Source organism: Actinobacillus ureae ATCC 25976 (assembly GCF_000188255.1).
Lineage (GTDB): Bacteria > Pseudomonadota > Gammaproteobacteria > Enterobacterales > Pasteurellaceae > Actinobacillus > Actinobacillus ureae.
In genome coordinates, this window is record NZ_GL831080.1 from 1,046,418 (window position 1) to 1,049,475 (window position 3,058).

Here is a 3,058-nt window from a genome sequence, read left to right on the forward strand (position 1 = left end):
CCCCAAAAATAATGCTGAATTATTTAACGACTATTTCTGCCCCTTCACTTTTATATTAGGAGTTTTACATGAAAAAATTGACTGTTCTCTCAACATTAGCGGCAGCAACATTATTAGCAGCCTGTTCTCAACCGATTTCTCAAAATCAAACATTTGGCGCTAATACAACCAGTATCGTTACTGTTGCACAAGCGAAATCATCACTCGATGACAGCCGTGTAACATTAGAAGGTAAAATTCTTCGTCAAGTAGATAACGACGAATATATCTTTGCGGATGCAACTGGTGATATCAAAATTGAAATTGATGATCATGTATGGAACGGTTTAAACGTTACCCCAAACGACAAAATCCGTATTCAAGGAATATTAGATAAGGAAACTTTCCATTCATCAATTGATGTTTATACGGTTGAGAAAGCTCAGTAATAGCTAACTCATTTTGGAAGTATTGTGTGTGATGTTGTTGTTTAGTTTTAAATAATTGGTAAAATTTTGCTCATATTAGGCGGAATTACCAAGCAAAGCTGAACAATAGCTTTTACTCTAACAAGCGGTTAAATTCTGCAAATTTTTTGCAAAATTCAACCGCTTGTTTATTTAAAGGATACGAAATGCGTATATTACTTATTGAAGACGATAAACTTATTGGCGACGGCCTAAAGCTTGGATTGACCAAACAGAATTTTGTCGTCGATTGGTTTCAAGATGGAAAACTCGGTTTTGATGCCCTTTTCTCTACACAATATGATGCGGTGGTTCTTGATTTGAGTCTACCTAAAATGGATGGTTTAGATATTCTGAAGCGTTGGAGAAAAGAACATCAAGATATACCGGTGCTAATTCTTACCGCTCGAGATACGCTCGACGATCGTATTCTTGGTTTTAATTCAGGTGCCGATGATTACCTTTGTAAACCCTTTGCATTAATGGAAGTGGTTGTTCGCTTACAAGCACTGGTTCGCCGCCGTTATCAACAAAGCTCAAGTGAAATTGTGATTGGTAGTTTACGCATTGATAATAATACTCACAGCGCTACATTAGCGGATAATCCTATTATTTTAACTTCCAAAGAATTCCAGTTATTGCAGCTTTTTGTAAGTAATAAGGATAAGGTATTAACACGTTCTTCCATCGAGGAGAAATTGTATAGCTGGGATAACGACGTCGGCAGTAACACGCTTGAGGTCTATATTCACAATCTTCGTAAAAAATTAGGTAAGAGTTGGATAAAAACAGTACACGGAGTAGGCTATCGTTTGGGGTCTGAACATGGCTAATGCACTCAAAACGCGTAGTTTAAAATACCGACTACTTGTCGCACTTTCAGGTATCTCACTACTGATTTGGCTTATTTCTGCGATGATTGAATGGCGCGTGCTGCATAAGGAAATTAACGAATTGTTCGACTCGCAGCAAATTTTCTTTGCCGAACGTTTAGCCTCATCAAATATTGCCGAAGGCTTTCATACCGTCCAGAATAAAGGCGGTTTTTATCAAGCGGATGTAGATGATGATGCGCTGGCTTTCGCTATCTTTACCGATAAAGGCGAGCAAATTATTAACGATGGGCGTGACGGACAATTTTTTACCTTTACACCGCTAGAAGGTTTTCAGAATATTCAGCTGACAGAAGCAGATGATGAGATTGATGATGAACAAGATATTGATATTTGGCGTATTTATTGGCTAAAGGATAATGATGTTTATATTGCGGTCGGACAGGAAATCGATTATCGAAACGATTTAATTAATAAGACGATTATCTCTCAATCTTGGAGCTGGTTATTCGGTTTTCCGATGACAATCTTAGCGATTTTATGGATTATTCATCGTGAATTTATCAGTTTAAAACGGCTGGAAAATGATGTTGCGCAGCGCAAACCGGATGAGCTCAAAGCAATTAGTACGGCACAATTACCTAGTGAAATTATTCCGTTAGTCAATAATCTCAACCATTATTTTGAGCGTACACAAACAATGTTTAATCGGGAAAGACGTTTCACTTCGGATGCAGCACATGAATTACGTAGCCCGCTTGCCGGCTTACGAATTCAAACCGAAATTGCACAAATGACGTTAGATGCCCCTGTTGAACATAGTAAAGCGCTACAAAATATGACAAATAGCATAGACCGAATTGCACAATTGATTGAGCAGTTACTCACACTTTCTCGCTTGGAAAATTTAACCGAACTAGAACAATTAGAGCCTATTAATTGGCGAAAATTGATAGAAAATAATGTTAGTCAGCTTTATCAGCAAGCAGAAAACAAGCGGTCGGAAATCATTGTTGATTTGCAAGCTGAACCTCAAGCGCAGTTAGGTAAGATATTATTGCTTAATTTAGTGCTGAGAAATCTGATTGATAATGCGATTAACTATACGCCGGAACAAAGTCTCATCAAGATCACGCTATCAACGAATAGTCTCGTCGTAGAAGATAACGGCAATGGGGTGAGTGATGAAGATTTGGCTAAACTGGGTCAGCCGTTTTACCGTCCGGTCGATCGTCCAATTCAATCCAGTCAAGATGAAAAAGGTAGCGGCTTAGGTATTTCAATCATTAAACGCATTGTCGAATTACATCGTTTTGGATTGAAATTGAGTCGTAGTGAAATGGGTGGGTTAAAGGCTGAAATTTTCTTCTAAGCAAATTCAGTCATTCCCAAGTAACAAGCGGTCTAGTTTCAGCAAGAATTTGCAAATTCTTCGCGAAATTAGACCGCTTTCTTATATGACTAACTATATTACATAGCTACAATTAGAACATGAATGAGTTAGCATATTCTGGATAAGTGATCGGTGAGATTTCCGCAATTGGAATCATGAGATCGTTATAACCAGTTACTTCAATAACAAAGTTAGGTTCTGGATTTTCCGCTTCTAATACAGGTACTTCCGGTAAACCGAACATATCGTAAACCCACTCAATATAACTGCGACGAAAAAAGCGAGATAATTTCATCTCGCTTTCTTTTCATATATTGAAACTGAATTACAGTTTTCTAAAATTTGAATACCATATTATCCTCATATTTTCCTGAATAGCTTGTTGC

The 3,058-nt window shown here is 37.7% G+C and carries 4 protein-coding genes; 3 read left to right on the forward strand and 1 reads right to left on the reverse strand.

Translation table 11 applies throughout. The annotated features are described in order from the left end of the window. Positions 1-68: 68 nt before the first annotated feature. The 3 genes from HMPREF0027_RS04960 to HMPREF0027_RS04970 all read left to right on the forward strand — a co-directional run bounded on the left by HMPREF0027_RS04960 (position 69) and on the right by HMPREF0027_RS04970 (position 2,651). Positions 69-428: a YgiW/YdeI family stress tolerance OB fold protein gene (locus HMPREF0027_RS04960; protein ID WP_005622724.1), complete on the forward strand. Its 360-nt coding sequence runs from the start codon at positions 69-71 to the stop codon at positions 426-428. A gap of 185 nt (positions 429-613) precedes the next feature. After that, on the forward strand, positions 614-1,279 hold the full coding sequence (locus HMPREF0027_RS04965; protein ID WP_005622725.1) for a response regulator: 666 nt from the start codon (positions 614-616) through the stop codon (positions 1,277-1,279). After that, on the forward strand, positions 1,272-2,651 hold the full coding sequence (locus HMPREF0027_RS04970; protein ID WP_005622726.1) for an ATP-binding protein: 1,380 nt from the start codon (positions 1,272-1,274) through the stop codon (positions 2,649-2,651). The genes HMPREF0027_RS04965 and HMPREF0027_RS04970 overlap by 8 nt, the downstream gene beginning before the upstream one ends. A 112-nt stretch (positions 2,652-2,763) precedes the next feature. Here HMPREF0027_RS04970 and HMPREF0027_RS04975 read toward each other — a convergent pair whose 3' ends face one another. Further along, positions 2,764-2,967, reverse strand: coding sequence for a hypothetical protein (locus HMPREF0027_RS04975; RefSeq protein ID WP_005622727.1), 204 nt, complete (start codon positions 2,965-2,967; stop codon positions 2,764-2,766). Positions 2,968-3,058 lie beyond the last annotated feature (91 nt).

Bases quoted from the DNA above. Each gene is read 5' to 3' on its own strand.
- HMPREF0027_RS04960 (WP_005622724.1), top strand. From the start codon at position 69: ATGAAAAAATTGACTGTTCTCTCAACATTAGCGGCAGCAACATTATTA.
- HMPREF0027_RS04965 (WP_005622725.1), top strand. From the start codon at position 614: ATGCGTATATTACTTATTGAAGACGATAAACTTATTGGCGACGGCCTA.
- HMPREF0027_RS04970 (WP_005622726.1), top strand. From the start codon at position 1,272: ATGGCTAATGCACTCAAAACGCGTAGTTTAAAATACCGACTACTTGTC.
- HMPREF0027_RS04975 (WP_005622727.1), bottom strand. From the start codon at position 2,967: ATGAAATTATCTCGCTTTTTTCGTCGCAGTTATATTGAGTGGGTTTAC.